Annotated in this window: 6 protein-coding genes; 2 read left to right on the top strand and 4 right to left on the bottom strand. The window is 74.7% G+C overall.

All coding sequences use genetic code 11. The features are described from left to right. Positions 1-34 precede the first annotated feature (34 nt). A complete protein-coding gene (locus N866_RS16555) occupies positions 35-841 on the bottom strand; it encodes a TSUP family transporter (protein WP_245612634.1) in 807 nt (268 codons plus the stop codon). 138 nt (positions 842-979) lie between these two features. On the opposite strand from N866_RS16555, the gene N866_RS16550 reads away from it, so the two are divergent. Continuing rightward, complete coding sequence (locus N866_RS16550; protein WP_034228462.1) at positions 980-1912, top strand: ABC transporter ATP-binding protein; 933 nt, start codon at positions 980-982, stop codon at positions 1910-1912. Continuing rightward, positions 1909-3084 carry an ABC transporter permease gene (locus tag N866_RS16545; RefSeq protein ID WP_081802750.1) on the top strand — a complete coding sequence of 392 codons (1176 nt, stop codon included), beginning with the start codon at positions 1909-1911 and terminating at the stop codon, positions 3082-3084. The genes N866_RS16550 and N866_RS16545 overlap by 4 nt, the downstream gene beginning before the upstream one ends. 63 nt (positions 3085-3147) lie before the next feature. On the opposite strand, the gene N866_RS16540 is transcribed toward N866_RS16545, so the two are convergent. From N866_RS16540 to N866_RS21555, 3 genes are all read right to left on the bottom strand, one after another. Then, positions 3148-3774: a DUF5063 domain-containing protein gene (locus N866_RS16540; protein ID WP_245612633.1), complete on the bottom strand. Its 627-nt coding sequence runs from the start codon at positions 3772-3774 to the stop codon at positions 3148-3150. Further along, complete coding sequence (gene recR / locus N866_RS16535) at positions 3767-4366, bottom strand: recombination mediator RecR (protein ID WP_034228459.1); 600 nt, start codon at positions 4364-4366, stop codon at positions 3767-3769. Before recR ends, N866_RS16540 begins: the two co-directional genes overlap by 8 nt. A gap of 89 nt (positions 4367-4455) precedes the next feature. Then, positions 4456-4669, bottom strand: a 214-nt coding sequence (locus N866_RS21555; RefSeq protein ID WP_034228457.1) for a hypothetical protein, incomplete at its 5' end; no start/stop codon positions are given.

The following is a 4669-nucleotide window of genomic DNA, read 5'->3' as shown; positions in this document are numbered from 1 at the left end:
AGGGGGGCGGTGGGGGCGGTGGGGTCGGCCCGTGTCAGCCGCCGACGACGTCCCCGGCCAGGCGGAGGATCAGGCCGCCGACGACGACGAGGAAGACGACGCGCACGAACGCGCTCCCCCGGGCGATCGCCATCCGGGACCCGAGGTACGCCCCGGCGACGTTGGCCGCACCGACGAGCAGCCCCAGCCCCCACAGCGGGGCGCCCTGCGGCACGAAGACCAGCAGCGCTCCGAGGTTCGTCAGGGCGTTGACGATCTTCGCCTTGGCCGAGGCCTCGAGGAACGCGTACCCCATGAGCGCCACCAGGCCGATCACGAGGAACGTCCCGGTCCCCGGGCCGACCAGCCCGTCGTAGACGCCGATCGCCGCCCCGAGCAGGCAGGCCGCGCCGAGGTGCTGCCGTCCGGACCACCGCAGCGCCGTCGTCCGCCCGACGGCGGGCCGGGCGACGGTATAGCCGAACACGGCCACGAGCGCGACGAGGACGACGACGCGGATCGCCTGCGCCGGCAGCAGGACCGCCAGCGCCGCACCCCCCGCCGCTCCGGCGAGCGCGGCCAGGCCCATCGGGACTGCCGTGCGCAGGTCGGGCCGGACCCGCCGGTAGTAGGTCACGGCACTGGTCGACGTGCCCATGATGCTCGCGAGCTTGTTGGTCGCGAGTGCCTGCACCGGGGTGATGCCAGGCACGAGGAGGAGCGCCGGGAGCTGGACGAGGCCACCCCCGCCGACGACCGCGTCGACCCACCCGGCGAGGAACCCGGCGAGCACGAGGAGCACCACGGTCCCGGTCGCGAGCTCGAGGCCTGTGGTGAGCACCTCGACGTCCGTGGGCTGCACGCGCGCTTCCTATCACGCCACGCCCCCCGCCACCCGCGCCACGAGGTCGGACCGTCCCCGGGACGACCCCTCGACCGACACCGGACCTTCACGGCGGTTCACCCCCGTGGACCTACCCCCCTCCCCTACCGTTCGACCATGGCGATCGAGGCGCACGGCGTGCGGCGGTCCTTCGGAGCGGTCCGCGCGGTGGACGGGGTCGACCTCGTCGCCCGGCCCGGCCGCGTCACCGCCCTCATCGGCCCCAACGGGTCCGGCAAGACGACGCTGCTCCTGGTCCTCGCGGGCCTGCTGAGGCCGGACGCGGGCACGGTCCGGGTCGCCGGGGTCGACCCCCTCACGGACAGCCGGGGGGCGCGCGCCGTGACGGGCTGGATGCCGGACGTCTTCGGCACCTGGGACTCGCTGACCGCGCGGGAGGTGCTGCTCACCTTCGCCGCGGCGTACCGCGTGCCCGACGACGTCGCCCGGGCCCGCGTCGCCGAGCTGCTCGCCACCGTCCACCTGTCCGAGTACGCGGACCGCCCGGCGCACGTGCTCTCCCGGGGCCAGAAGCAGCGGCTCGGCCTGGCGCGCGCCCTGGTGCACGACCCCCAGGTGCTGCTGCTCGACGAGCCGGCCTCCGGGCTGGACCCACGGTCCCGCGTGGACCTGCGGGTCCTCCTGCGCGACCTCGCCGGCCGCGGGAAGACCGTCCTGGTCAGCAGCCACGTCCTCACCGAGCTGGACGAGATGGCCGACGACGCCGTCTTCCTCTCCGCCGGGCGGACCGTCGCCACCCAGTCGGTCCACGACGCCGTGACCACGCGCCGACCCTGGCGGGTGCGGGCGCTGTCCCAGCGCGGGCTCGTCGCGTGGCTGGACGAGAAGGGCGTGCCCTGGCGGACGGACGAGCCGTTCGCGGCCCCCGCCGAGGGGGCGGGCGGCGTCGTCGTCGACCTCGAGAGCGAGGAGGCCGCCGCCGCGCTGCTGCGCGACGCCGTCGCCGCCGGGGTGCCCGTGGCGGGGCTGAGCCCGGCGACCGGGGCGCTGGAGTCCACGTACCTGGCCCTGGAGGAGGAGCGGCGATGAGCGCAGAGGCCCAGCCCCGCATCGCGCCCGACGAGGGGGGCGCACCCCCGCCGGTCCGGCACACCGGCAGCTGGTCGCTGACCTGGGCGGGACTCCGCACGGTCGCGGCCCTCGAGCTGCGCCAGCGCGTGCGGTCGACGCGGTGGGTCGTGTCCCTGGTCGTCTTCGGCGTCGTCGTCGGCGTCGTGACCACGCTGACGTTCTTCGTGTCGCGCCAGATGACGGCCGACATGGCCGCGGACCCGGCCATCGACGCGACGGCCGGCCGGACGATGTTCGGCTTCATCGTCTTCTTCGTGCTGTTCCTCGGGCTGCTCGTCTCCCCGACCCTGTCAGCGACCTCGATCAACGGCGACCGCGCCAACGGCACCCTCGCCACGCTGCAGGTGACGCTGCTCAGCCCGGCCGAGATCGTGCTCGGCAAGCTGCTGGCCTCGTGGCTCGCGTCGCTGGCGTTCCTCGCGGTGTCCGTGCCGTTCATCGTGTGGGCGTTCGCTACCGGCGGGACGGCGTTCGTCGGCCTGCTCACCACGGTGCTGATGCTCGCGGTCGTGCTCGCGGTCGTGTGCGCGATCGGGCTCGGCTTCTCCGCGATGACGGCGCGCAGCGCCGGGTCGGCGGTCCTCACCTACGTCGCGATCGCCGGGCTCACCGTCGTCTCCCTCATCGTCTTCGCCCTGAGCGTCCCCCTCGTCAGCGGCGAGGAGCGCGTGCAGGTGCGCTCCGAGGACTGGCCCGGCGGCGAGGTGGAGTTCGACGAGAACGGGCGACCGCTGGAGGAGATCCCCTGCGTGCTGCGCGAGGAGGAGCGGTACGTCACGCACACGGAGCGGACGTGGTGGCTGCTGGCGGTCAACCCGTTCGTCGTCGTGGCGGACGCGCTGCCGCCCGCGGCCGGCTCGACGCAGATCGCGGACCCGATGACCGGCATCCGGTACGGGGTCCGGATGGCGCGGCTGGGCGTCGAGGAGCCGCTCAACGAGTGCTGGTCCCAGTGGCAGGACTGGGAGGCCGAGGAGCAGGCGCGGCGCGACCGAGCGGACAGCCTCGGCGCGGTGTGGCCGTGGGGCCTGGCGTTCAACCTGCTGCTCGGTGCGGCGGGGGTCGCGCTGGCCGTGCGCCGCCTCACGATCCCCCAGGGCACGCTGCCGCGCGGGACCCGCGTCGCCTGAGCGGGCTGCGCCCGCCCCGGGCGCCGTGGGCTGGGTGGGGGCCGTGGGCGCCGTCGCCGGTCGTCAGGGGTGGAGGGCCTGGAACTCCGCCTCGGCGGCGACCTCGTCGTCCACGTCCAGGCGCAGGTGCGCCAGGATCACCTGCAGGACGCGCAGGACGGCGGAGCCGCGCTCGCCCCAGTTGGCCAAGTAGGAGTACTGCCACCACCACAGGGCCTCGAGGGTCTGCCCGGCGTCGAAGTGCCGCTGGCCCTGGACGAGGGCACCGGCCACGAGGACGAGGTCCCCGGAGACGGACGAGCTCACCAGCGACTGGCCCAGCAGCGGGTCATCGACCTCGACGTACGCGTCCAGGCCCTCGAAGACGTTCTCGAGCGCGGCACGCAGGGGGTCCAGGTCGGCGTCCGGGCCGACGTCCGGCTCGAACCGCTCCGGCGGGACGACGTCGACCATCGCGCCCAGTCGCGCCCCCGCGGCCAGCACGTCGGAGACGGCCAGCAGCAGGAGGGGGATCGCGACCTCGGGGTTGGTGCCGGCCGCAACCTCGGTCAGCGTGGTGACGAAGGCGCGGGCCTCGCGGGAGACGGAGGCGGCGACCTCGGCGAGGTCCGGCGGCGCGTCGGCGGGGCGACCGGGGACGTCGGTGGAGGGACCGCCGCCCTGCTCGTCGATGCCAGGCGTGTCAGGCACTGATCTGCCTCCGTCCTTCGAACGCGCGGCCGAGGGTCACCTCGTCGGCGTACTCGAGGTCTCCGCCGACCGGCAGGCCGGACGCGAGACGGGTGACCCGCAGGCCCAGGGGGACCAGCAGGCGGGCGAGGTACGTGGCGGTGGCCTCGCCCTCGACGTTGGGGTCGGTCGCGAGGATCACCTCGGTGACCTGGCCGTCGGCGAGCCGGCCGAGCAGCTCCTTGATCCGCAGGTCGTCCGGGCCGACGTTGTCGATGGGATTGATGGCGCCGCCGAGCACGTGGTACCGACCGCGGAACTCCCGGGTGCGCTCGATGGCGACGACGTCCTTGGGCTCCTCGACGACGCAGATGACGGCCAGCGACCGGCGCGGGTCACGGCAGACCCGGCACATCTCCTCCTGCGCGACGTTGCCGCAGACGGAGCAGAACTGGACGCGGGCCTTGACCTCGGTCAGGGCGTCGACGAGGCGCCGCACGTCCGCCGGATCCGCGGCGAGGAGGTGGAACGCGATGCGCTGGGCGCTCTTGGGGCCGACCCCGGGCAGTCGCCCGAGCTCGTCGATGAGGTCCTGCACCGCGCCTTCGTACACACGGTCAGCCTAGTGCTGGGACGGCCCGGTAGGGCCTGGGGCCCGACGGTGCACCGCGCGTCGCGCTCAGGAGAGCGTGCCGCAGGGGGTCAGCTCTCCTCGGGGATCTCGTCGATGACGGTGCCCCCGAGCATCTGGGCGATGAGCGGGGCCCCGACCAGGCCTGTCGAGCTGAGGTCCGGGTCGTCCGGGTCGGTGTCCTCACCGTCGTCGTACCGGGGTGCAGCGGGCGATGACGGCGCTCCGCGACCGCGGGGGGCAGCGGCGCCACCGCGGGGCGGCGCGGCGCCACCGCGGGCGGGC

It is taken from the genome of Actinotalea ferrariae CF5-4 (assembly GCF_000603945.1).
Lineage (GTDB): Bacteria > Actinomycetota > Actinomycetes > Actinomycetales > Cellulomonadaceae > Actinotalea > Actinotalea ferrariae.
Note: the sequence above shows the minus strand (reverse complement) of the source record. Positions and strands in the feature narration are given on the sequence as shown.

Coding starts and splice junctions, on each gene's coding strand:
- N866_RS16550 (WP_034228462.1), top strand. CDS start 980: ATGGCGATCGAGGCGCACGGCGTGCGGCGGTCCTTCGGAGCGGTCCGC.
- N866_RS16545 (WP_081802750.1), top strand. CDS start 1,909: ATGAGCGCAGAGGCCCAGCCCCGCATCGCGCCCGACGAGGGGGGCGCA.